Origin of the sequence: Rhizobium sp. AP16 (genome assembly GCF_000281735.1) — a bacterium.
Lineage (GTDB): Bacteria > Pseudomonadota > Alphaproteobacteria > Rhizobiales > Rhizobiaceae > Rhizobium > Rhizobium rhizogenes.
Genome location: NZ_AJVM01000075.1, coordinates 132,727 through 155,453, shown reverse-complemented (window position 1 = coordinate 155,453; position 22,727 = coordinate 132,727). Strand labels below are relative to the sequence as shown.

The following is a 22,727-nucleotide window of genomic DNA, read 5'->3' as shown; positions in this document are numbered from 1 at the left end:
AAGAAAATAGAGGAAATACCGTCCATGAGCCCGACCTCGCTGCATTCGTCCCTTAAGTTTTCCACCGGCCCGGCCGCTGCCGCGACCAATGCAGCACTTGGGGATCTGCCCGCCTGGAAGCTCAGCGACCTCTATCCCTCCGCCACCTCCGGCGCATTCACTGGCGACATGGAAAAGGCCGGCAAGCTGGCCGTCGCCTTTGAAGAAAAGTGGAAGGGCAAGCTGGCCGAGGCCGCGACCAAGACCGGCGACGCCGGCATCGGCGCGGCGCTGAAGGAATATGAAGCGCTGGACGACATCATCGGCCGCCTCGGTTCCTTTGCCGGTCTCACCTATTTTTCCAACACCAGCGATCCGGCCAACGGCAAGCTCTATGGCGATGTGCAGACGAGACTGACCGACTATGCCGCCCATCTGCTGTTCTTCCCGCTGGAACTGAACCGCATCGACGATGCCGTCATGGATGCCTGCATGGCGAACGACCCCGCCGCCGGCCACTACCGCCCCTGGCTCGTCGATCTGCGCAAGGACAAGCCCTACCAGCTGGACGACAGACTGGAGCAGCTGTTCCTCGAAAAATCCATGACGAGTGCGGCCGCCTTCAACCGCCTGTTCGACGAGACCATGGCGGAGCTGCGCTTCGAGGTCGATGGCGAGAAGCTGCCGCTGGAAGTCACCCTGAACATGCTGCAGGAAAAGGACCCTGAAGTGCGCCGCAAGGCGGCCGAGGCCTTGACCACGACCTTCAAGGCCAATCTGCGTGTCTTCACGCTGATCACCAATACGCTCGCCAAGGACAAGGATATCGCGGATCGCTGGCGCGGCTTCGAGGACATCGCCGACAGCCGGCATCTCGCCAATCGCGTCGAGCGCGAAGTGGTCGATGCGCTGGCCGCCGCCGTGCGCGACGCCTATCCGCGCCTCTCGCACCGCTATTACAAGATGAAAGCCAAGTGGCTCGGCATGGAACAGATGAATTTCTGGGACCGCAACGCGCCGCTGCCGGAAACCTCCAATGCGCTGATCCCCTGGACGGAAGCCAAGGAAACCGTGCTGTCCGCCTACGGCAATTTCGCCCCGGAAATGGCCGATATCGCCAAGCGTTTCTTTGACGAAGAATGGATCGACGCGCCGGTGCGTCCCGGCAAGGCGCCCGGCGCCTTCGCCCATCCGACCGTGCCCTCGGCGCACCCTTATGTGCTCGTCAACTACATGGGCAAGCCGCGCGACGTGATGACGCTGGCCCACGAGCTCGGCCATGGCGTGCATCAGGTGCTCGCCGGCGGCCAGGGCGCGCTGATGTGCCAGACGCCGCTGACGCTTGCCGAAACCGCCTCGGTCTTCGGCGAGATGCTGACCTTCCGCGCCCTGCTCGACAAGACCACCGACAAGCGCGAGCGCAAGGCGATGCTCGCCCAGAAGGTCGAGGACATGATCAACACGGTCGTGCGCCAGATCGCCTTCTACGAGTTCGAGCGCAAGGTGCATACCGCCCGCAAGAATGGCGAACTGACCTCCGACGATATCGGCGAGCTGTGGCTCTCCGTGCAGTCGGAAAGCCTGGGGCCGGCGATCAAGATTTCCGAGGGCTACGAGACCTACTGGACCTATATCCCCCACTTCATCCATTCGCCCTTCTACGTCTACGCCTATGCCTTCGGCGACTGCCTGGTGAACTCGCTCCACGCCGTCTATCAGAATGCCGAAGAGGGCTTTCAGGCTAAGTATTTTGAGCTGCTGAAGGCCGGCGGCACCAAGCATCACTCGGAACTTCTGAAGCCTTTCGGCCTCGACGCCACCGATCCGTCGTTCTGGAGCAAGGGACTGACGATGATCGAAGGGCTGATCGACGAGCTCGAGGCGCTTGATAAGAGCGCTTGATGCCCATTGATGAAGACCCGCGCATGGCCGATGCCCAACCCTACGTCCTCTTTAGGGACGACAGCACAGGACAGGTAATGCTCTTCGCCGAACCGGCGGAGATCATCATCGCCCGGACGCACGCGGAATTCTTCGATGCCTTGGACCGAATGGAGAAGGCGAAGGCGGACGGAAAATGGTTGGCAGGCTATATGGCCTATGAAGCCGGCCATCTCTTCGAAGAAAAACTGGCACCCTTCACTGAAGAAAATCGCGAAACGCCATTGCTATGCTTCGGCGTTTTCGATGCTCCGGCAGCCAACGACCATCCCCTCGCCCAACCCTTGCAACGCCTTGAAAACCAGGAGTTCCTGACCGATGCGACGGCCGCATGGAATTTCCCTATATATAAAGAGAGAATCGACCGGCTGCATGGGCATATCCGCCAGGGCGATTGCTATCAGGCAAACCTCACCATGCCGATCACAGCGCGCTGGAACGGCGACATCAGGGCCGCGTTCTGGTCGCTGATCGAGCGTCAGCCGGTGAAGTACGGCGCCCTCGTCGATCTTGGCGGACCTATCCTTTTGTCACGCTCGCCGGAACTCTTCTTCCGCACGGACGACGACGGCTGGATCGAGACGCATCCGATGAAGGGCACGGCCAAGCGCGGCGCAAATGCCACGGAAGATGCCGAGATCATCAGCGCCATGCTTGCCGACGAAAAGACGCAGGCTGAAAACCGCATGATCGTCGACCTCCTGCGCAACGATATCTCCCGCATCACCGAGGTCGGTACGCTCGACGTGCCGAAACTCTTCGAGATCGAGACCTATCCGACCCTGCACCAGATGGTCAGCCATGTGCAGGCAAAGCTGCGCCCCGGCATGACCATCCGCGATATCTTCGCCGCGCTCTTTCCCTGCGGTTCGATCACCGGTGCGCCGAAAATGCGGGCAATGGAAATCCTGCACGACCTCGAAGACAGCCCGCGCGATGCTTATTGCGGGGCAATCGGCATGATCTCGCCCACCGGCGCCATGCGCTTTTCCGTGGCGATCCGCACCATCACGCTGTTCGACGACGGCCGCGCCGTCTTCAACGTCGGCGGCGGCATCGTTTTCGATTCGACGGCGGAAGCGGAATATGAAGAATGCTTCCTGAAGGCACGCTTCGCCGTGGGGGATCGATGGATCAAGCGCTAGAGGACTTTTCGCTGATCGAAACGCTGCGCTACGAGCCGCAAACGGGCTTCGTGCGTCTGCGCCTGCATCTTGCCCGCCTGCAACGCTCCGCCCGCCGGCTGGGCTTTCCCGCACCGAAGGATGCGCTGACGAAACTGGACGCCGCCGTCGCCGGCGCGACTGCACCGTTGCGGGTCCGCCTGACCTTCGATCGCGCCGGGCAAACCGATATCACCACCGCCGTTTTCATGCCTCTTGCCGCCGACACCGTCTGGCGCGTCCGCATCGCCAAAACCCGGATCGATTCCGCCGACACGCTGCTGCGGGTGAAGACCACGCGCCGATCGGTCTACGAGGCCGCGCGCGCCGAATATCCACAGGTGGAAGCAGACGAGGTGCTGCTGCTGAACGAAAAGGGCGAAGTCTGTGAGGGCACGATCACCTCGATCTTCCTGGACGACGGCTCGGCCCCGTTGCGAACACCGCCCATCTCTTGCGGCCTGCTTGCCGGTGTCTTGCGCACCGAACTCATCTGCCAGCGCAAGGCCCGCGTCGGCCGGATCAGGCTGGACGAGCTGGAAAACGCCACGCTTTATGTCGGAAACTCCCTGCGCGGTCTGATCCGCGCGCAACTCCTATGGAATTGACGCAATGCTCATTCTTTCGCTGACCTATCTCAAGGGCAATGACGAAGCCGACAAGCACATGGAGCCACATCTGGCCTGGGTGAAGGAAGGCTATGCCAAGGGCTGGTTTCTCGCCTCCGGCCGCAAGGTACCGCGCACCGGCGGTATCATCTTCGCCCGCGGCAACCGCGCCGAACTGGAAGCCTATGTCGCCGCCGACCCCTTCACCATCCATGGCGTCGCCGCCTACGACATCACGGAAATCGCCCTAACGACCGTGACGGAGGGGCTGGAGGCATTGAAGAGCTGAGAAAAGACGGAGAGCCCGATGGATGACCTGCACGCACATCTGAAAGAGCTGGAAGAAAGGCTCTTTTATCCGGCGGTGCGCGGCTCGCGGCAGGCATTGGCGGAACTGCTCTGCACGGAGTTCCGCGAAATCGGCAGCTCCGGCCGCCTTTTCGACCTGGAAAACATCCTGACCCAGCTTCCGACCGATCCTCAGAATAGCGCCTTGCGCACACTAGAGGACTTCGATGCGCGCCTGCTGTCCGACGGCATCGCTCTCGTCACCTATCGGGCCGCCCGCGCGTTTGCCGACAAGCCAACCGTCCGATCGCTCAGAAGCTCGATCTGGCGGATGGAGCCGGACGGATGTTGGCGGATGCTCTTCCATCAGGGAACGCTGACGCGATAGACTCGACCCATGACACAACTGACTTACACGCCCTATGACGGTTCCGCCAAACCCTTCACCATCGGCCTTGTGCCACTGGACGCCGCCCGCTGGATCGAGCCCGATGCCGATCTCGGGCGCTATCTCGATGAGAAGCGGCGTCTTTCCCGTGAATATCTAAGCGAGATCTTCGTTGCCGAGGACAATACGCAGGACGCACAGCAAGAGGTGCTCGACCTGCTGACGGCCTATCTCTGTGAACAGCACCCGGCCATCTGTCGCCGCGATGGCGATATACTCTCCATCGCCGGTCATTCCGTCGATCTCGCCGACACCTCGGTTCCACCATTGCTGAAGGCCGGATCACTGGTCGCCGACGATCTCGTCATCATGCGCCGCAAGGACGACGGCTGGCACCTTGTCGCCGGCCATGTCGCCTTCCCCTCGTCCTGGTCGCTGCAGGAAAAATTCGGCCGGCCGATGCAAGCGATCCACGCCGATGTGCCCGGTTTTGGCGAAGGCACGCGCAACGCCGCCCTGATCACTCGCATCTTCGACAATCTGCAGGTGTCGCAGCCCGTCGAGCGGCTGAACTGGTCGGTGAATATGACAGACGAGCTATTTTTGTCGGCTTCAAAACACAGGCGGCCGCCGGTTACCACCGCCCCCACGCTCGAAACCCGCTTCGCTCGCGTCGAACGCCAGACACTGCGCAAGCTGCCGGTCTCAGGCGATATCCTCTTCACCATCCGCGTCTATGTCGATCCGATCGCCGCGATCGCCAATCATCCCAGAGCCCCGGAGCTGGCATCAAGCTTCGCCACCCAACTGGATGCATTGGACGAACATCAGACGACCTATAAGGGACTCATCCATCAGAAAGCCGAGTTAGTGAAGCAATTGCGGATGTTGGCTGGCATCTAGCAATTCGATAAGCAACAAACTCGTCGCAAACCGCGTGTATGGTGCCATTCTATTGACTTTCCCCGACGTAGCCCGGAGAGCTCTTTATTGTGACATCAATTTGTGATTAGAGCCGTCCACCTCGCGTTTTCACGCATACATTGATTGAATTTCATAGGCCGAACGGCGTCCTGCCTTTCGAAGGAGACAAGAATGACGAAACACAAATATCCGGTATATGCCGAAATTACCGGCCCGATCGTGATGATCGGCTTTGGCTCCATCGGCCGCGGCACCCTGCCCCTGATCGAGCGCCACTTCAAATTCGACAAGAGCCGGATAGTCGTCATCGACCCGCGCGAAGAGCCAGCCGACATGGAAATCCTGGCAAAGCACGGCGTCCGCCATATCAAGGAACACGTCACCAAGGAAAATTACAAGGAGCTGCTGAAGCCGCTCCTGACGGAAGGCGGCGGCCAGGGCTTCTGCGTCAATCTTTCGGTTGATACCGGCTCGCTCGACCTGGTCAAGCTGTGCCGCAAGCTCGACGTGCTCTACATCGACACCGTCGTCGAACCCTGGCTCGGCTTCTATTTCGACAAGAGCCTGAAGAATGCCGACCGCACCAACTACGCGCTGCGCGAGACCATGCGCAAGGAAAAGGCGAAGAACCCGGGCGGCACGACGGCCGTTTCGACCTGCGGTGCCAACCCGGGCATGGTGTCCTGGTTCGTCAAGCAGGCGCTGGTCAACCTTGCCAACGACATCGGCCTGAAGTTCGAAGAGCCGGATCAGCATGACCGCGAAGGCTGGGCCAAGCTGATGAAGAAGGTCGGCGTCAAGGGCATCCACATTGCCGAGCGCGACACGCAGCGCACCAAGCATCCGAAGCCGCTGAACGTCTTCTGGAACACCTGGTCCGTCGAAGGCTTCATCTCCGAAGGCCTGCAGCCAGCCGAGCTCGGCTGGGGCACGCACGAAGAGTGGATGCCGAAGAACGCCAAGAAGCACAAGAAGGGCTCCAAGGCCGCCATCTATCTGGAACAGCCGGGCGCCAACACCCGCATCCGGACATGGTGCCCGACGCCGGGTCCGCAATACGGCTTCCTGGTCACGCATAACGAATCGATCTCGATCGCTGACTTCTTCACGGTCCGTGACAAGGACGGCGACGTTACCTATCGTCCGACCTGCCACTATGCCTACCATCCGGCCAACGACGCCGTGCTCTCGCTGCACGAAATGTTCGGCAATGGCGGCACGCCGCAGCCGGTTCACCACGTTCTCGACGAGCATGAGCTGGAAGACGGCGTCGATGAACTCGGCGTGCTGCTCTATGGCCACGACAAGAACGCCTATTGGTACGGTTCGCGCCTGTCTCTCGAAGAGACCCGCCGCATTGCGCCCTACCAGAACGCAACCGGCCTGCAGGTAACCTCCGCTGTTCTCGCCGGCATGGTCTGGGCTCTGGAAAATCCGACCGCCGGCATCGTCGAAGCCGACGAGATCGATTACAAGCGCTGCCTCGAAGTGCAGCTGCCCTATCTCGGCCCAGTCGAAGGTCACTACACCGACTGGACGCCGCTCGACGGTCGCCCGGGCCTGTTCCCGGAAGACATCGATACCAAGGACCCCTGGCAGTTCAAGAACATCCTGGTTCGCTGATTGACAGAGAATTAGAATAATCGGAAATTAAAATGCTCGCACAGGTCGTGCGGGCATTTTTGTTACGCTCGTCAGATAAATCAAGATGATGAGGGTCTGAAGCCTTGCTTTCAACAAATGGTCGCGCCATGTTTCTTGCAATCGCCACGACGCCAATCCGCCTTCAATCGCGGGAGACATTTATGAAGATCAAAACCAGTCTTGCCCTTGTCACCGCCGCGGCAGCGCTCTCCGCCTGCGTCGATTTCGGCGGATCGAGGCCACCTCCGGTCGTCATGGGCGGGGGCTCGCAGCCGCGTGCAACGACGGTGGACGGCAACTGGAGCGATGCGAACGGACTGAACTCGTCATTTTCGGGCGGCAGGTTCGAGACGCACACGACGGACGGCACGAATACGCAAATGGCGTCCGGAACCTACACGACGGACGCGTCCGGCGTGATCCAGATCAATCTGTATTCGAACGTGAAGCGCACCAGCTCCAAGGTCAATTGCTTCCTGGCCAATCCCAGCCAGCTGAACTGCACCGCGGAAGGCGGCGGGCACTTCTCGCTCAATCGCCAAGGCTGAGACCGGCATCGCGGACGGGTAGGACGCCATGCGCAGAGTGGCGCTTTACATCATTCTCATCATCGGCTTGCCGCTCGCCGCTCTGGCGACGGTTCTCCCCGCCAATAGCTACAAGGCCCAAGACATCGCCGCGCTCGATTGCGACGGGCCGGCGAGCGTTCTGATCATCGCCATACCCGCCTTGCTGCTCTATGCTGGCGGTATGATCCTGCTCTATCGCGACAAGAGCCGGCGCTTTCATCGCATCGCGGCAGTTTGCTGCCTGTTTGTCGCTCTCGCCGTCGGCTGGAACGTCATCGCCGCCGTGCGGGAAGCTTATGGCGACGCCTCGATCGAGGCCTGCGCCTGATCTCGCGGCCTCCCGCCTGTGGATTTGTAAAATCCGAATGAACCCAACAGCTTTCGCTTGCGCTCACCCCGCCGTGATGGAAACATCGTCACGGGGGCCGCCGTGGGGCACGGGCGGATCGGATTGTGAAAAATAACAGGAGAGAAAGATGACGAAGCCCTTCGGAGTGGGTCTTTTGGCTGCAGCCGCCTTGGCGCTCAGCACAAGCGCCGCTTTCGCGGACTATCAGCTCAACATTCTGCACTTCAATGACTTCCATTCGCGCGTGGAATCGATCAACAAATTCGACACCACCTGCTCGGCAGCGGAAGAAGCCAAGAATGAATGCTTCGGCGGCGCCGCACGGATGAAGACTATGATCGACCAGCGCCGCGCAGCCCTTGCCGGTCAGAATGTGCTGGTGCTCGACGCCGGCGACAATTTCCAGGGCTCGCTGTTCTATACGACCTACAAAGGCGCGGCCGAGGTCGAATTCCTCAACGACATGAAGATCGACGCCATGACCGTCGGCAACCATGAATTCGACGATGGCGAGGAGCCGCTGGCGGCTTTCCTCGACAAGGCGCAATTCCCCGTCATTACCGCCAATATGGTCGTCGATGGCCAGTCGAAAATCGGCGACCGCATCAAGAAATCCATCGTGCTCACGATCGGCGGCCAGAAGATCGGCATCGTCGGCGCCGTCACCACTGAAACGCCGGAACTCTCCTCGCCCGGCCCGCACGTCAAGATCACCGACGATGCCGCCGCCATCAGCGCCGAGGTGGATGCGCTGAAGTCGCAGGGCGTCAACAAGATCATTGCGCTCACCCATGTCGGCTACAAGCGCGATATCGAGAAGATCGCCAAGATCGCCGGCGTCAGTGTCGTCGTTGGCGGCCATTCGCACACGCTGCTGTCGAACACGGACCCGAAAGCCGCCGGCCCCTATCCGACCATGGTCGACAACCCCGCCGGCTATAAGGTCCCGGTCGTCCAGGCCGCGTCCTACAGCAAATATCTCGGCGATGTCGTCATCACCTTCGACGACAACGGCGCCGTCAAGGATGCCAAGGGCGATCCGATCCTGCTGGACGCCTCGGTCAAGCCCGACCCCGCGATCGCCGCCCGCGTCCAGGAGATGGCAAAGCCGATCGAGGAACTCCGCCATAAGGTGATCGGCACATCCGAAGGCCCGATCGAAGCCGCGCGTGAGGTTTGCCGCGTTCAGGAATGCTCCATGGGCAACCTCGTCGCCGACGCCATCCTCGACCGGACGAAGGGACAGGGTATCAGCATCGCCATCCAGAACGGCGGCGGACTGCGCGCCTCGATCGGTGCCGGCGACGTCAGCATGGGCGGCGTACTGACCGTGCTGCCGTTCCAGAACACCGTCGCCACCTTCCAGTTGACGGGTGCGGAGGTCAAGACGGCACTGGAGAATGGTCTCAGCCAGATCGATGAGGGTGCCGGCCGCTTCCCGCAGGTTTCCGGTCTCAAATATACCTTCGACAAATCCAAGCCGCCCGGCAGCCGCCTGGTCTCCGTCACGGTGCAGGAGGGCACGGAATTCGTGCCGCTCGATCCCGACAAGACCTATGGCGTCGTCAGCAACAACTATATGCGCGCCGGCGGCGATGGTTATTCCGTCTTCGCGCAGAACGGCAAGAACGCCTATGACTTCGGCCCCGATCTGGCGGGCGTGGTGGCCGATTATCTCGCCGCGCACAATCCTTACAAGCCTTACACCGACGGCCGCATAACCCAGATCGCGGCCGCACAGCCGGCGGCAGCGAATACCGGCGCAGCACCCGCGACCACCACGGCGCCGGCCACGCCAGCACCCGCTGCCTCGGCGCCTGCAACCGCCGCGCCTACGACTGCGGCACCGGCGGCAACCGCTCCGGCTGCGGCAACACCTGCGCCCGCCGCAACGGCTCCAGCAACGACGGCGGTCGCCCCGGCAACCCAGACCGATGAACCGCCGAAGACACCGACGACCCATGTCATCGTCGCCGGCGACACGCTCTGGGATCTCGCCAAGACCTACTACGGCAACCCCAACGATTGGCACAAGCTGCTGGCCGCCAACCGCAATTTCAAGCCGCACCGCCTCCTGGTCGGTGAAGAATTGAAGATTCCGGCCAAGTAAGGACGATTTGTCTCGCAGGACTTAACCGGTCCGGGCTTTCCCGGGCCGGTTTTTGTTCCTATGTGAGGGGCTTCGTTTCGTTGAGAGGAGATGATCGATGACAGCAGAAGCCGCGACCGGCCAATTACAACAAAAATCCGGCAGGATCGGCGTCCTTCTCGTCAATCTCGGCACACCCGACGGCACCGACTACACGTCGATGCGGCGTTATCTGCGCGAATTCCTCACCGACAAGCGCGTCATCGAATTGCCGCGATGGAAATGGTACCCGGTTCTCTTCGGCATTGTCCTCAACACTCGTCCTCAAAAAGTGGGCAAAGCCTATGAGACGATCTGGAACAAGGACAAAAACGAGAGTTACCTGCGCACCTACACCCGCAACCAGTCGAACCTGATGGCCGAGCGGCTGGCGGACCTGCCCGCTGTCGTCGTCGATTGGGCGATGCGCTACGGAACGCCGTCGATCGGCGACCGTATCCAGGCGCTGAAGGACCAGGGCTGCGACCGTATCGTGCTGTTTCCGCTCTATCCGCAATATGCGGCGGCAACGACCGCCACGGTCAATGACAAAGCTTTCGAGAAGCTGGTGAAAATGCGCTGGCAGCCGGCCCTGCGCACGGTGCCGGATTATCACAGCGATCCCACCTATATAGACGCACTCGCCAAATCCATCACCCGGCATCTCGCCACGCTCGACTGGCTGCCGGAAAAGATACTCGCCTCCTTCCACGGCATCCCGCTTTCCTATTCGGAAAAGGGTGACCCCTACTACGCCCAATGCATCGAGACCGGCCGCCTGCTGCGTGAAAAGCTCGGTCTTGCCGACGATCAGTTCATCGTCACCTTCCAGTCCCGTTTCGGCCCGGAGGAATGGCTGCAGCCCTATACGGACAAGACGGTGGAGAGCCTCGCCAGGGACGGCGCCAAGCGTATCGCCGTCCTCAACCCCGGCTTTGTTTCCGACTGTCTGGAAACACTCGAGGAAATCGCCGAACAGGCGGCCGAATCCTTCCACCATAATGGCGGTGAGAAATTCACACATATCCCCTGCCTCAACGACGGCGAGGACGGCATGCGGGTGCTGGAGGCGGTGGTGCGGCGGGAGCTGTCGGGCTGGGCCTGATTTGAACGGCCCAGCGCCGCCTTATTGCAGATGTGGCTTCCTCAGGAAACTGCTGCGGTCGGCCGACTTGACCCTTAGCCATGCCTCACGGCCATTGCGCAGGACCCTCATGGGGATTTCCGCTCCGGCGGAGCCGCTTTCCCATATCTTCCGGTAGAAATCGGCAAGGCCATCCACCTCGTCATCGCGGATTTCGGAGATGACATCGCCTCGGCGCAAGCCCGCCTGCTCCGCGGGGCCGCCCTCGGCCACACTCATGACCACGACCTCGCCGTCGCTTTCGGCCGAAAAGGCTCCAAGCCAGGGTCTCGGTGGCTTGTTGACCTGACCCCGATTGAGCAGGTCATCGAGAATTGGCGGCAATAGATCGATCGGCACAACCATGTTGATATCGGCGCTTCCGCCGTCTTTTGCCGCCATCTGCAGGTGTAGCGAGCCGATGCCCAGAAGCTTGCCGTCAGCGTCGATGAGGGCAGCGCCTCCCCAGGAGGGATGGGCGGGCGCGGTGAAGATCGCTTCATCCAGCAGATATTCCCAATAGCCCGCGAACTCCTGCTTGGCGACGATGTTTGCCTGCACGAACTGGCCGATACCATCGGCCATCATGACGGGATCACCAATATCGGCTTTGGCGACATTACCGAAATCCAGCGGGGGAACATCGAGCCGTCCGAGCGCCTGCACCAGGCCGAAGCCGGTTTCCTGATCATAGGCCAGCGCATGGGCGGGAATCACGCGGCCGTCATTGGTCGTCAGCCAGACCTCCTCGGCCTCCGTGATCAGATAGCCGATGGTCAGCACCAGCCCGTTGTTCCGGATGACCACGCCGCTGCCCTCCCGACGCGTGCCGAGCGATCCAGCCGTAAAGGCATCCTCCGGAATTTTGGAATGCACGGCCACGACCGAGCGCAAGGTCCTATCGATGTTCATAGCTTCACCTGCTGATGCGCAATGCTTTGGCTCTGAAGACTGCATGGCAGCCGAGCCGGATCTTTCCTTTCCTTAAGGTATGAAGATGCGGAGCCGGAGGCAAGACCTTGGCGAGATTGAATATCCTCGCTGCCGGGCGCGAAAGGTTGGTTGTCGCAGACCATTTCACCCTTGCCGAGAACATGATAACCCACCACATCTGATTGAGCTGCTTCGCGACGTACTCGACCGTGGGCGTCAGAAATGCAGCAATGCTTGGGAATGACGTCAGCCTCGCATCGTCCGGGGAACGTCGATGGAGGATTTTATGGTCATCGGTGGATTCAGCATCTTTGTAATTGCCCTGGTTGTTTTGATCATCCTGGTGCTGTTTGCAGGGATCAAGACCGTGCCGCAGGGATATCGTTACACGGTCCAGCGCTTCGGCCGCTACACCCGCACCCTGGAACCGGGCCTCAATCTGATCGTGCCTTTCATCGACACGCTCGGCGTCCGCATGAATGTGATGGAACAGGTGCTGGCGGTGCCGACCCAGGAGGTCATCACCAAGGACAATGCCAGCATTTCCACCGACGCCGTCGCCTTTTTCCAGGTCTTGAATGCAGCCCAGGCGGCCTATCAGATCACCAATCTCGAAAGTGCGATCCTCAACCTCACCAAGACCAACATCCGCTCTGTTATGGGCTCGATGGATCTCGATGAGCTGCTGTCCAATCGCGACGCCATTAATGAACGGCTGCTGCGCGTTGTCGACAACGCGGTCGAGCCATGGGGCATCAAGGTGACACGCGTCGAGATCAAGGACATTCAACCGCCGAAGGATCTGGTCGACGCCATGGGTCGACAGATGAAGGCGGAGCGCGAAAAGCGCGCTCAGGTTCTCGAAGCAGAGGGCTTGCGCGCCGCGCAAATCCTGCGTGCCGAAGGTGCGAAGCAATCGGCCGTGCTCCAGGCCGAGGGCCAGCGCGAAGCCGCCTTCCGCAACGCCGAGGCCCGCGAACGTCTGGCCGAAGCCGAAGCCAAAGCAACCCGCGTGGTCTCCGAGGCGATCGCCGAGGGCAATGTGCAGGCAATCAACTACTTCGTCGCGCAGAAATACACCGAGGCCCTGACCGCGATCGGTACCGCCGGCAATTCCAAGATCGTGCTGATGCCGATGGAAGCCACCTCCATTCTCGGTTCGCTTGCCGGCATTGGGTCAATTGCCCGCGAGGTGTTCGGCGATAACGGCGATGGCACATCGCCGCAGTCCCCTCGTCCGCGTTCCGGCCCGGCGCGCACCACGCCCTCTATCAATCCGCTGACACCACGGGAGAGCTGATCCATGTTCGACAATCTCGTCGTACAACTCGGCCCGTGGAGCTGGTGGGTACTGGGACTGGTGCTGCTCGCAGCCGAACTCGTATTGCCGGGCTTCTTCCTGATCTGGGTCGGCCTTGCCGGCATTATCGTCGGCGCGCTATCGCTGCTCTTCTGGGACAGCGCCTTCTGGGTCTGGCAGGTGCAATGGCTGATCTTCGCGGCATCCGCCGTCATCGTCACCCTGCTCGGCCGGCACTATGTGTATAACAACAGCCAGGCGACGGACGAACCGTTTCTAAACCAGCGCAGCGCCAGCCTCGTCGGTCGCACGGCAACGCTTGCCGAGCCGATCATCGAGGGCCGCGGCCGCATCCGTCTGGAGGATACCTATTGGATCGTGGCCGGGCCGGATCTGCCGGCCGGCACCCGCGTCAAGGTCGTCGCCAGCAACGGGCGCGACCTGACCGTCGAGGCCGCCTGATCAGGCTACGCCGATCCGCAGAAGATCGTGGAAATGGACGATGCCGATGGGCCGCTTGGTTTCGTCGACAACCATCAGCGCTGAGATATTGTAGCGGTTCAGCAATGCCATCGCGCCGGTCGCCAGCGTCGTTTCCTTCACCGTCTTCGGATTGCGGGTCATCACCTCGTCCACCTGCATCTCAGCAAGACTGCTGCCAAGATTGCGGGCGATATCGCCATCGGTGATGATGCCGCAGAGGCAGCCGTCGTCATCGATCACGCCGACGCAGCCGAAGCGCATGTTCGAGAGCGTCATCGCCGCCTCTTGCATACCCGTGCCGAGATTGACCAGCGGAACGCGATCGCCCTTGTGCATGATATCGACGACATGCGAGAGGCTCGCACCAAGCTTGCCACCCGGATGGAAGGTGCGGAAATCCTCGGCGGTAAAGCCCCGCGCTTCCAGCAGCGCCACGACAAGCGCGTCACCGATCGCGAGCTGCAACAGCGTCGACGTCGTCGGCGCCAATCCGTGCGGGCAGGCTTCCTGCTCCTTGGGCAGCAGCAGGACCACGTCGGATTCACGCGCCAGCGTCGAGGTCTCGCCCGCGGTGATGGCGATCATCGGGATCGAGAAACGGCGGGAATAGCTGATGATGCCGCGCAATTCGGCGCTTTCACCACCCCATGATATGGCGATGATGACATCGTCCTGGGTGATCATGCCGAGATCGCCGTGATTGGCTTCGACCGGATGCACGAAGAAAGACGGCGTTCCCGTGGAGGCGAACGATGCTGCGAGCTTGTTGCCGATATGGCCGCTCTTGCCGACACCGGTGATGATGACGCGCCCGTCGATGCCGCCGATCACCTCCACCGCGCGGCTGAAAGGTTCGGCCAAACCGTCGGCCAATGCGCGCTCCAGCGCTTCCAGCCCCTGCCTTTCGATCTCGATCGTCCGCATCGCGGATTCGATCGCACCGTTCTCGATGAATTTCACTGCTCTCTTATTCATGACGGAGGCCTACCGCTTTTCTCTATTTCTGTCCACCGGAGATCGTTTTCGCATAGCAAGGACCAAGCCGGTCATCCCCCACTCCTTATAATTCTCTGGCAAGGAAGCGTTAACCATGAGGCTTTAGGATTGGGTAAGAATTTAAGGCATTTCCAGTAAGATCAGACATAGGATCAAATGGACATCGGCAACAACAAGGCGGGTGGACGCTCCCTCCGGCTGACGGCATGCGCTGCATCCGCTCTGCTGGGCTGGGGCGTATTTGCTATGCCGATGCCGGTCCATGCGCAGTCGGCCGACACCACCCAGGCAGGATCGACCGACACCGACAGCCTCGATCTTCCGGTCACCGCCACAACATCCGCCAAATCCAAGACGACCAAAACCGCAAACCAGAGCTCGACGGATACGGACGCGCCGCTCAACGCCCGCCTCCGGCTCGGCAGCATTGACCCGACGACGACGGGCTCGACGCTCGACGATGACCTACGTCGCGTCAATCTACGCGAAACCGGCGTCGATGATCTGAGGGCGCGGCAATATCCGGACCGCGCGGACGCGCAGGGCATACCGCTCGGCACCTTTACCCTGCGTCCCTCCATCAACCAGTCCGTCAATGTCGAGCGCAACCGCACCGGCTCCACCAATGACGATCGCAGCTTCCTGCAGACAGATCTGCGCAGCACACTGACCTCGGATTGGGACCGCCATGCGCTGACCATCACCGGTGAAGGCGTCTGGCAGAAGAATTTCAGCGGCAGCGGCGCGGAGCAACCGACCGTCAATCTCAACGCCGACCTGCGCCTAGACCTTCCCGCCGATACCGTCGCCCACATCACCGCCGGCTATCAATTCTTCCGCGAGGATACCAGCGATCCGAACGCCATTGCCAACGCCTCGAAGCAATCGGCCGTCAACCAGTTCAATACCGGTCTCTCGCTGGAGCGTGATTTCGGCGTGCTGCGTGGCACGACAGCTGTGGCATTGACCCGCACCGTCTATTCCGACGCCGTGCTCTCGGACGGAACGCCGGTGACGCTCAGCGACCGCAACCAGACAGCCGGCACCTGGCGCGGGCGCATCGGTTACGAGCTGTCGCCAGCCCTCATTCCCTTCCTCGAAGCAGATCTCGGCCTTGCTGTCTACGACCAGTCGCATGACAGCAACGGCTACGCTCGCTCGAACCAGAGCTTCGGCGGCAAGGCGGGCGTCGAGCTCGACCTCGGCGAGAAGATGAAGGGTGAGCTCGGCTTCGGCTATCAGCACACGGAATTCGATGATTCGCGGCTCGCCGCAATCGATTCGCCAACCATCGACGGCAAACTCGCCTGGTCGCCGCAGCGCGGCACCGATGTCAGCATCGGTCTTGCGACCACGATGCAGCCCTCCACGACGGCGGGCGAAAGCGGTTATACCGCCTATCAGCTCACCAGCACCTTGAGCCACCAGCTACGCGACGACCTCACCGCCAAGCTGACCGGCGGCACGATCTGGCGCAATTATCCCTCCGACAGCTCTTTCGCCGACGAAACGGAATATGACGCAGCTCTCGGCTTCACCTGGGGCATCAACCGCTACCTCGATCTCACCAGCAACGTCGGCTACCAGCTGACATCACGAAAGACGGGCGACGATACGCGACAGGTTCAGGCGGGCGTGGGATTGACGGTGAAGAGGTAAACTCTCCCCGCCCTTTCGAAACTCTCTAGAGCGGGGAGAGAAGACTTTGATCGCCGTTACTTCAGCGCCGCGACCAGCGCCTTCAGTCCGTCTTCGACAGTCGGACGGATATCCGCACGGGCGAGGGCAAAGGCGACGTTGGCGAGGATGAAGCCATCCTTGGCGCCACAGTCGAAGGTCTGGCCCTGGAAGTGATAACCGGCGAAATCCTGCTTCTGCGCAAGCTTCAGCATGCCGTCGGTCAACTGGATCTCGTTGCCCGCACCACGCTCCTGGCTCTCCAGGATCTCGAAAATCTCCGGCTGCAGGATGTAGCGGCCGTTGATGAAGAAATTCGACGGGGCTGTACCCTTGGCCGGCTTTTCCACCATCCCGGTGATGCGGAAGCCATTGCCGATGGTGTCGCCGACGCCGACGATGCCGTATTTGTGGGTCTGATCCGGCGTGCATTCCTCAACCGCGATGACATTGCCGCCGCTGGTTTCATAGAGCTCGATCATGCCCTTCATGCAGCCCTTTTCGGCGCTCATGACCATGTCGGGCAGAAGCAGCGCGAACGGCTCGTCGCCGACGATCTCGCGGGCGCACCAGACGGCGTGACCGAGGCCGAGCGGCTCCTGCTGGCGCGTGAAGCTCGCCGTGCCCGCCTTCGGCAAGAGGCCGCTCAAAAGCGTCAGCTCGGCATTCTTGTTGCGCTGGCGCAATGTCTGCTCAAGCTCGAACTGAATGTCGAAATAGTCTTCGATGACATGCTTGCTGCGGCCGGTCACGAACACGAAATGCTCGATGCCCGCCTCCATCGCCTCGTCGACGACGTATTGGATCACCGGCTTGTCGACAACGGTCAGCATTTCCTTCGGCACCGCCTTGGTTGCCGGCAAGAATCGCGTCCCGAGCCCGGCGACCGGAAATACTGCCTTACGCACCTTTTTATGCTGTCCCACTCATACCTCCTGGGGAATTAAATCGTTCTGCGCCAACATTATTTGAGGGTCAGTAGAATAAATTTGCGACTGTTTTGCAATGATGACTGACCCCGGCTTCCATGGTAAACAATTTGTTGACTTCATTCCTGTAATGTCATGCTTGGGCGACTGCTACGCGCATCGCCGCTCCGAAATCCAAGTATTGATGGACACGGCTGTAGATGACTTCAAACCGCAAACACTCCCTTCTTGGTCTCGCTCTGGCGCTCGCGCTCGGCGCCTTTGCGGGATTGACCCCCATTAACGCCAATGCGGACCCAGGGTTCCAAAAATGGATTGCGGGTTTCTACAGCACCGCCGCCAAGAGCGGAATTACGCAGTCGACCTATCGCAATGCATTTGCCGGCGTGACGGACCCCGACCCCACGGTCCTCGAAAAAGCGCAATACCAGCCGGAATTCAAATCCCAGATCTGGGATTACCTGGATTCCCGCGTCAACCCCTATACCGTCGATGTTGGCCGCAAGATGGCGACCAAATACGGTTCCACACTGCGTTCACTTGAACAGCATTTCGGGGTGGACCGCAATATCATGCTCGCCATCTGGTCGATGGAATCAAATTACGGCGCCGTCCTGGCCAAGGAAGAGAAGCTGCATTACGTGCCCCGCGCGCTGGCGACGCTTGCCTATGCCGACCCGAAGCGCGCCAACTACGCCAAGAAGCAATTGATCGCGGCGCTGAAGATCCTGCAGAATGGCGACATATCGCGCAAGGAGCTGACCGGCTCCTGGGCCGGCGCCATGGGCCACACCCAATTCATCCCGACCAGCTACCTGCTCTATGCCGTCGATGCCGATGGCAGCGGCCATGCCGATATCTGGAATTCCATTCCCGATGCGCTGGCGACAACGGCAAACCTGCTGGCCAAGAACGGCTGGAGCACTGGCCACACCTGGGGCTACGAAGTCACCGTGCCGCCGGGCGGCAGCGCGCAGGCTGGCAAGACCCGTACGCTTGCCCAATGGGCCGCCCTCGGTTTTGCCCGCCCAAGCGGCAAGGGCTTCCGCCTGAACTCCGAGCGCGCGCAGCTGAAGATGCCGGGCGGGCCCAATGGGCCGGGCTTCCTGATGACCAGCAACTTCTTCACCATCAAGCGCTATAATGCTTCCGACAGCTACGCGATCGCCGTCGGCCTGCTTGCCGATCAGCTCGCCGGCTATGGCGGCATGCAGCAATCCTGGCCACGTCCGAGCGGCACGCTGGATGTGAAGCAGAAATTCGAGCTGCAGACGCGTCTGAAGGAACTCGGCTATTATGACGGCGTCGTCGACGGCAATTTTGGCTCCGGCTCCAAGGCCGCCATCGCCGCAGTTCAGCAACGTATTGGCATGGACGCCGATGGCGAACCCTCGATGAGCCTGTTGAACGCGCTGCGCAAATAGGTCGCCGCCATCAACCATGAGCCTTGGATCGGCTGGACGGCGGTGCCGTCCTCATGCGACCATGGGGCATTGAGCGGAAAAGAGCCCGATGAAAAACCGACCTGCCCGCACAATCATGGCTGCCGCGAAATCGACCCTCGCGGCGCTTCTTGCTGTCTGTGTTACCCTTGCCTGCCTGTTGACGGCCGCCGAGGCGCAGGAGCGGCCGCGCAAGACGCTGCTCGACATATTGTTCGGCCGATCCGAGCCCGATATTCCCGACCAATCCTACGATCGGCCGGCTCCGAGACGCTCGACGCAGCCGCGTAAACGGGTCGCACCACCGCCGAAACCGCGCCAAGTGGTGGTTCAACCGGATACGCCGCCACCGGCGGAAAAGCTGTCCGACGCCAAGACGATCCTCGTCGTCGGCGATTTTCTGGCAAGCGGCCTCGGCGATGGATTGGCAGACGCCTTTTCGACATCGCCCGGCGTCGTCGTCCAGACCCGCGGCACCGTCGCCTCCGGCCTTGTGCGCCAAGATTACTATAACTGGCCACAGCAGCTGCCCACCATGCTGGATCAGCTGAAGCCAGCGGTCGTCGTCGTGATGATCGGCGCCAACGACCGCCAGCAGATCATCGGCAACGGCCTCAACGAAAAATACGGCACCGACCCCTGGTTCCTCGCCTATGAGGAGCGCGTGCAGCAGTTTGCCAAGCTGGTGACGAACCGCCATATCCCCCTCATCTGGGTCGGCCTGCCGGCCTTCGGTTCTGATCAATTGACCGAAGGCGCGGTGAAGCTCAATCAGCTTTACCAGAGCCAGGTCGCAAGCGTCGGCGGCGAGTTCATCGATATCTGGGACGGGTTTACCGACCAGAACGGCGAGTTCATCGTCACGGGCTCCGATATCAACGGCCAGCAGGTGCGGCTCAGAACCGCCGACGGTGTCAACCTGACGGCAGCGGGCAAGCGCAAGGTCGCCTTCTACGTCGAAAAGCCGGTGCGCCGCCTGCTGGGCGATCAGGCAAGCCCCGACATCACGCGCCTGGATACCGGTAATCCGCTGGCGCCCGAACAAGCCAACCTGCCGGCAACAGAGACGGAAAAGATCACCCGCACCCAGCCGATGAGTATCTCCGACCCCAATCTCGACGGCGGCTCGCAGCTCCTCGGCGGAACTCCCGCCCCGGCGCCCGCGACGCCCTCGCCCCGCGACCTCCTGGTCGAAAAAGGCCAGATGGCCCCGGCCCCGACGGGACGTGTCGATGATTATCGGCTGCCGGGGACTGCGCCGCCGACGACAGCGACCCCATAGGCGGCACTTGGGCCAATTTGACAACATCACAATTGGCCAATAGAAAATCCGCCTATGAGCACGAACCGCGCAGATCTTACCGATCGTAACCGCACCTGCCTGCAGGCTGCAGTTTTCTGCGCGTTCTCCGGCCGAGGTCTCCGCGTCCAGTTGTGACAGCCGGAAGCAGCGCTGCGACCGGCCGCTGCTGGACGTAAAGCCCTCGCCAAAAACATCAACGTTGCCCAAGGAGAGAGGCATCGTGCTCAATATCTACAACGTCAATTCGCTCGTTCACTGGGAAGAGCGGGACATCCGGCTCCGTGACGATCTCGTCCGGTTCTTTTCCGATGAGGTCCGCCACTTCCTCAGATCCGCAAATCCGGCTTGGGATGTCCGGAGAGTTGAAGCCCCTACCCTCATGCCGCGCCATCTCGTTTCGGATGCCTATTCGAACCCCGACATCTGGGTTCAGGAGCGGATATCACCGACGGATTCCGAATTGGTGCTTCGGCCGGAGACGACACCATCGACCTACATCTACATGCAGCATCTCCTCGAAAATCATTCCAGGACACGACTGCCATTGTGTGTTTGGCAGGCCGGAAAATCCTATCGCCGGGAGCAAGAGCAACCGACGAAGCATGTCAGGCTCAAGGAGTTCTGGCAGCTTGAGTTCCAATGCGCCTTCACCGCCGATAGCGGTAACGACTATCATGCGGCGTGCCTCGAACCAGTCCGCCGCATGATCGCATCGATGATTCATCTGCCGACAAGGATCGTTCCATCGGATCGCCTGCCGGCCTATTCGCAGGTGACGATGGATATCGAGGTGGATAACGGCGACAAATGGATGGAAGTCTGCTCGATCTCAAAGCGCACCGATTTCCCGCAGCGCTACCGCAGCAAGGGCAAGGCAGGCCCCGTCGTGGATCATGACGTTCTGGTGCTCGAAATCGCCATCGGCCTCGACCGCTGCATCTACAATTGGAACATCGCGGCCAGCAGATAAAAGGAAAGCCGGGCTCTGTACGAGCCCGACTTTCAATGCTTGCTTGGATATTCGTGAGGCGTTTTACCGCGGCAACACCGTGGCGCCCATCAGGGCCTCGTCGATCGCGCGAGCGGCCTGGCGGCCTTCGCGGATGGCCCAGACGACCAGGGACTGGCCGCGGCGGACGTCGCCGGCGGTCCAGAGCTTGTCGACCGAGGTCTTGTAGCTCTTGTCGTCGGCGACCACGTTGGTCGAGCCGCGCTTGTCGGTGTTGAGCGTCAGCTTGCCGTCGAGATCCTTGAGCACGCTGTCGGTGAACGGGCCGCGGAAGCCGATGGCGATGAAGGCGAGATCGGCGCGGATAACGAATTCCGTACCTGCGATCGGCTTGCGGCGCTCATCCACTTCGCAGCACTTCACGCCTGTCAGCACGCCGTCTTCGCCGATGAACTCCAGCGTCGCGACCTGGAATTCGCGCACGGCACCTTCTGCCTGCGAGGAGGAGGTCCGCATCTTCGTTGCCCAGAACGGCCAGACGGCGAGCTTGTCTTCCTTTTCCGGCGGCTGCGGGCGGATATCGAGCTGGGTGACCTTGACGGCGCCCTGACGGAAAGCCGTGCCGACGCAGTCGGACGCGGTATCGCCACCACCAACGACGACAATATGCTTGCCGCCAGCGAGGATCGGGTCGGACGGCCAGCCGATGCTGTCGATGTTTTCGCGACCGACGCGGCGGTTCTGCTGCACGAGATAGGGCATGGCATCATGGACGCCGGCAAGCCCAACGCCGGGAATGCCGGCCTCACGCGGAGTTTCCGAGCCGCCGCAATAAAGAACGGCATCATAATCGGTCAGAAGCTGTTCCATCTTGACGTCGACGCCGACATTGACGCCGCAATGGAAGGTCACGCCCTCGCCCTTCATCTGCTCGACGCGGCGATCGATGAAGTTTTTCTCCATCTTGAAGTCCGGAATGCCGTAACGCAGCAATCCGCCGGCCTTCGACTCGCGCTCGTAGAGATGAACCTCATGGCCGGCGCGGCCAAGCTGCTGGGCAGCTGCCATGCCGGCGGGGCCGGAGCCGATGACGGCGACCTTCTTGCCGGTATGGACCGTGGCCGGCTGCGGGCGAATGAAGCCGAGCTCATAGGCCTTGTCGGCAATCGCCTGCTCGACCGTCTTGATCGCGACCGGCGCATCCTCGAGGTTCAGCGTGCAGGCTTCCTCGCAGGGCGCGGGGCAGACACGGCCGGTGAACTCCGGGAAGTTGTTGGTCGAATGCAGGTTGCGGATCGCCTCTTCCCAGTTGTTGTTGTAGACGAGGTCGTTCCAGTCCGGGATCTGGTTGTGCACCGGGCAGCCGGTCGGGCCGTGGCAATAAGGAATGCCACAGTCCATGCAGCGCGCGGCCTGTTTCTGCACTTCCGGGTCCGACATGGGAATCGTGAATTCGCGGAAATGCCGGATACGGTCCGACGCCGGCTGATACTTGCCAACCTGCCGGTCGATTTCCAAGAAGCCTGTTACCTTGCCCATGCTTTCGTTTCCTCACTCTAAAGAAGAGCCCGATGGCTCCCGTGCCTGAAGGCAAATCCCGCTGCCTTGTCC

21 protein-coding genes are annotated in these 22,727 nt (G+C 61.1%); 17 read left to right on the top strand and 4 right to left on the bottom strand.

What is annotated here, in order from left to right; translation table 11 throughout:
• Nucleotides 1–24: 24 nt before the first annotated feature.
• The 11 genes from PMI03_RS26535 to hemH all read left to right on the top strand — a co-directional run bounded on the left by PMI03_RS26535 (nt 25) and on the right by hemH (nt 11,086).
• Nucleotides 25–1,881 (top strand): M3 family oligoendopeptidase, encoded by a 1,857-nt coding sequence (locus PMI03_RS26535; RefSeq protein WP_007701112.1) that lies wholly within the window; start codon nt 25–27, stop codon nt 1,879–1,881.
• Between the two features lie 23 nt (nt 1,882–1,904).
• The gene (locus PMI03_RS26530; RefSeq protein WP_039974753.1) at nt 1,905–3,065 is read left to right on the top strand and encodes an aminodeoxychorismate synthase component I; all 1,161 of its coding nucleotides are present in this window, start codon (nt 1,905–1,907) and stop codon (nt 3,063–3,065) included.
• On the top strand, nt 3,050–3,691 hold the full coding sequence (locus PMI03_RS26525; protein ID WP_007701105.1) for an aminotransferase class IV family protein: 642 nt from the start codon (nt 3,050–3,052) through the stop codon (nt 3,689–3,691). Before PMI03_RS26530 ends, PMI03_RS26525 begins: the two co-directional genes overlap by 16 nt.
• 4 nt (nt 3,692–3,695) lie before the next feature.
• The gene (locus PMI03_RS26520) at nt 3,696–3,980 is read left to right on the top strand and encodes a YciI family protein (RefSeq protein WP_007701103.1); all 285 of its coding nucleotides are present in this window, start codon (nt 3,696–3,698) and stop codon (nt 3,978–3,980) included.
• 18 nt (nt 3,981–3,998) lie between these two features.
• On the top strand, nt 3,999–4,367 hold the full coding sequence (locus tag PMI03_RS26515) for a DUF4440 domain-containing protein (RefSeq protein WP_007701100.1): 369 nt from the start codon (nt 3,999–4,001) through the stop codon (nt 4,365–4,367).
• A gap of 9 nt (nt 4,368–4,376) precedes the next feature.
• Complete coding sequence (locus tag PMI03_RS26510; protein WP_007701098.1) at nt 4,377–5,270, top strand: DUF3445 domain-containing protein; 894 nt, start codon at nt 4,377–4,379, stop codon at nt 5,268–5,270.
• Between the two features lie 192 nt (nt 5,271–5,462).
• Nucleotides 5,463–6,914, top strand: coding sequence for a homospermidine synthase (locus PMI03_RS26505; RefSeq protein ID WP_007701096.1), 1,452 nt, complete (start codon nt 5,463–5,465; stop codon nt 6,912–6,914).
• A gap of 182 nt (nt 6,915–7,096) precedes the next feature.
• Nucleotides 7,097–7,483 (top strand): hypothetical protein, encoded by a 387-nt coding sequence (locus PMI03_RS26500; RefSeq protein WP_007701094.1) that lies wholly within the window; start codon nt 7,097–7,099, stop codon nt 7,481–7,483.
• A 28-nt stretch (nt 7,484–7,511) separates the two neighbouring features.
• Nucleotides 7,512–7,832: a hypothetical protein gene (locus PMI03_RS26495; RefSeq protein WP_007701092.1), complete on the top strand. Its 321-nt coding sequence runs from the start codon at nt 7,512–7,514 to the stop codon at nt 7,830–7,832.
• A gap of 148 nt (nt 7,833–7,980) precedes the next feature.
• Nucleotides 7,981–9,963, top strand: coding sequence for a 5'-nucleotidase C-terminal domain-containing protein (locus tag PMI03_RS26490; protein ID WP_007701088.1), 1,983 nt, complete (start codon nt 7,981–7,983; stop codon nt 9,961–9,963).
• Between the two features lie 97 nt (nt 9,964–10,060).
• Complete coding sequence (gene hemH / locus PMI03_RS26485; protein WP_007701085.1) at nt 10,061–11,086, top strand: ferrochelatase; 1,026 nt, start codon at nt 10,061–10,063, stop codon at nt 11,084–11,086.
• Between the two features lie 21 nt (nt 11,087–11,107).
• On the opposite strand, the gene PMI03_RS26480 is transcribed toward hemH, so the two are convergent.
• On the bottom strand, nt 11,108–12,016 hold the full coding sequence (locus tag PMI03_RS26480; RefSeq protein ID WP_007701081.1) for a S1C family serine protease: 909 nt from the start codon (nt 12,014–12,016) through the stop codon (nt 11,108–11,110).
• 307 nt (nt 12,017–12,323) lie between these two features.
• Here PMI03_RS26480 and PMI03_RS26475 point away from each other — a divergent pair, with 307 nt between their 5' ends.
• Both PMI03_RS26475 and PMI03_RS26470 read left to right on the top strand, forming a co-directional pair.
• On the top strand, nt 12,324–13,337 hold the full coding sequence (locus PMI03_RS26475; RefSeq protein WP_007701079.1) for an SPFH domain-containing protein: 1,014 nt from the start codon (nt 12,324–12,326) through the stop codon (nt 13,335–13,337).
• Nucleotides 13,338–13,340: 3 nt separating this feature from the next.
• Complete coding sequence (locus PMI03_RS26470) at nt 13,341–13,799, top strand: NfeD family protein (RefSeq protein WP_007701076.1); 459 nt, start codon at nt 13,341–13,343, stop codon at nt 13,797–13,799.
• On the opposite strand, the gene PMI03_RS26465 is transcribed toward PMI03_RS26470, so the two are convergent.
• Nucleotides 13,800–14,795 carry an SIS domain-containing protein gene (locus tag PMI03_RS26465; protein ID WP_007701072.1) on the bottom strand — a complete coding sequence of 332 codons (996 nt, stop codon included), beginning with the start codon at nt 14,793–14,795 and terminating at the stop codon, nt 13,800–13,802.
• A 177-nt stretch (nt 14,796–14,972) separates the two neighbouring features.
• Here PMI03_RS26465 and PMI03_RS26460 point away from each other — a divergent pair, with 177 nt between their 5' ends.
• Nucleotides 14,973–16,475, top strand: coding sequence for an outer membrane beta-barrel protein (locus tag PMI03_RS26460; RefSeq protein ID WP_007701067.1), 1,503 nt, complete (start codon nt 14,973–14,975; stop codon nt 16,473–16,475).
• A gap of 56 nt (nt 16,476–16,531) precedes the next feature.
• Here PMI03_RS26460 and galU read toward each other — a convergent pair whose 3' ends face one another.
• Nucleotides 16,532–17,419, bottom strand: a complete 888-nt coding sequence (gene galU / locus PMI03_RS26455) for a UTP--glucose-1-phosphate uridylyltransferase GalU (protein WP_007701064.1) — start codon at nt 17,417–17,419, stop codon at nt 16,532–16,534.
• A gap of 203 nt (nt 17,420–17,622) precedes the next feature.
• On the opposite strand from galU, the gene PMI03_RS26450 reads away from it, so the two are divergent.
• The 3 genes from PMI03_RS26450 (at nt 17,623) to PMI03_RS26440 (ending at nt 21,137) form a co-directional block, all read left to right on the top strand.
• A complete protein-coding gene (locus tag PMI03_RS26450) occupies nt 17,623–18,846 on the top strand; it encodes a lytic murein transglycosylase (protein ID WP_007701062.1) in 1,224 nt (407 codons plus the stop codon).
• Between the two features lie 88 nt (nt 18,847–18,934).
• Nucleotides 18,935–20,146: a DUF459 domain-containing protein gene (locus PMI03_RS26445; RefSeq protein WP_007701061.1), complete on the top strand. Its 1,212-nt coding sequence runs from the start codon at nt 18,935–18,937 to the stop codon at nt 20,144–20,146.
• A gap of 241 nt (nt 20,147–20,387) precedes the next feature.
• Entirely contained in the window at nt 20,388–21,137 is a 750-nt protein-coding gene (locus PMI03_RS26440; protein ID WP_007701060.1) for an aminoacyl--tRNA ligase-related protein, read from the top strand.
• Between the two features lie 63 nt (nt 21,138–21,200).
• On the opposite strand, the gene PMI03_RS26435 is transcribed toward PMI03_RS26440, so the two are convergent.
• Nucleotides 21,201–22,655 carry a glutamate synthase subunit beta gene (locus PMI03_RS26435; protein ID WP_007701059.1) on the bottom strand — a complete coding sequence of 485 codons (1,455 nt, stop codon included), beginning with the start codon at nt 22,653–22,655 and terminating at the stop codon, nt 21,201–21,203.
• Between the last annotated feature and the right edge of the window lie 72 nt (nt 22,656–22,727).

Bases quoted from the DNA above. Each gene is read 5' to 3' on its own strand.
- PMI03_RS26460 (WP_007701067.1), top strand. From the start codon at position 14,973: ATGGACATCGGCAACAACAAGGCGGGTGGACGCTCCCTCCGGCTGACG.
- PMI03_RS26520 (WP_007701103.1), top strand. From the start codon at position 3,696: ATGCTCATTCTTTCGCTGACCTATCTCAAGGGCAATGACGAAGCCGAC.
- PMI03_RS26495 (WP_007701092.1), top strand. From the start codon at position 7,512: ATGCGCAGAGTGGCGCTTTACATCATTCTCATCATCGGCTTGCCGCTC.
- PMI03_RS26470 (WP_007701076.1), top strand. From the start codon at position 13,341: ATGTTCGACAATCTCGTCGTACAACTCGGCCCGTGGAGCTGGTGGGTA.
- PMI03_RS26500 (WP_007701094.1), top strand. From the start codon at position 7,097: ATGAAGATCAAAACCAGTCTTGCCCTTGTCACCGCCGCGGCAGCGCTC.
- PMI03_RS26530 (WP_039974753.1), top strand. From the start codon at position 1,905: ATGGCCGATGCCCAACCCTACGTCCTCTTTAGGGACGACAGCACAGGA.
- PMI03_RS26515 (WP_007701100.1), top strand. From the start codon at position 3,999: ATGGATGACCTGCACGCACATCTGAAAGAGCTGGAAGAAAGGCTCTTT.
- PMI03_RS26465 (WP_007701072.1), bottom strand. From the start codon at position 14,795: ATGAATAAGAGAGCAGTGAAATTCATCGAGAACGGTGCGATCGAATCC.
- PMI03_RS26535 (WP_007701112.1), top strand. From the start codon at position 25: ATGAGCCCGACCTCGCTGCATTCGTCCCTTAAGTTTTCCACCGGCCCG.
- PMI03_RS26510 (WP_007701098.1), top strand. From the start codon at position 4,377: ATGACACAACTGACTTACACGCCCTATGACGGTTCCGCCAAACCCTTC.
- PMI03_RS26480 (WP_007701081.1), bottom strand. From the start codon at position 12,016: ATGAACATCGATAGGACCTTGCGCTCGGTCGTGGCCGTGCATTCCAAA.
- PMI03_RS26445 (WP_007701061.1), top strand. From the start codon at position 18,935: ATGAAAAACCGACCTGCCCGCACAATCATGGCTGCCGCGAAATCGACC.
- PMI03_RS26435 (WP_007701059.1), bottom strand. From the start codon at position 22,655: ATGGGCAAGGTAACAGGCTTCTTGGAAATCGACCGGCAGGTTGGCAAG.
- PMI03_RS26475 (WP_007701079.1), top strand. From the start codon at position 12,324: ATGGTCATCGGTGGATTCAGCATCTTTGTAATTGCCCTGGTTGTTTTG.
- PMI03_RS26505 (WP_007701096.1), top strand. From the start codon at position 5,463: ATGACGAAACACAAATATCCGGTATATGCCGAAATTACCGGCCCGATC.
- PMI03_RS26525 (WP_007701105.1), top strand. From the start codon at position 3,050: ATGGATCAAGCGCTAGAGGACTTTTCGCTGATCGAAACGCTGCGCTAC.
- hemH (WP_007701085.1), top strand. From the start codon at position 10,061: ATGACAGCAGAAGCCGCGACCGGCCAATTACAACAAAAATCCGGCAGG.
- PMI03_RS26450 (WP_007701062.1), top strand. From the start codon at position 17,623: ATGACTTCAAACCGCAAACACTCCCTTCTTGGTCTCGCTCTGGCGCTC.
- PMI03_RS26490 (WP_007701088.1), top strand. From the start codon at position 7,981: ATGACGAAGCCCTTCGGAGTGGGTCTTTTGGCTGCAGCCGCCTTGGCG.